General features: G+C 43.2%; 1 tRNA gene. It reads left to right on the plus strand.

Annotated features, from left to right (window positions below):
* Window positions 1-139 precede the first annotated feature (139 nt).
* Window positions 140-213, plus strand: a tRNA-Ala gene (locus tag ACXAHM_RS26500).
* The last annotated feature ends 14 nt before the right edge of the window (window positions 214-227 follow it).

The raw sequence follows: 227 nt of genomic DNA on the forward strand, positions 1-227 counted from the left end.
TGCGGCTGGAACACCTCCTTTTGGAGCCTTGTGCTTTACGAACGGGATCCTGCTTTCGAGGGACTTATGATTACTTTTTTTTGCATTAATACTGAAGGATATGATAAAACATATCAAGTGAGGGAGATTTAATCCTAATGGGGGATTAGCTCAGTTGGCTAGAGCGCTTGCTTTGCACGCAAGAGGTCATCGGTTCGACTCCGATATTCTCCACATTGTTCTAAAAT

The organism is Flammeovirga sp. AWQ4_249 (assembly GCF_056161045.1).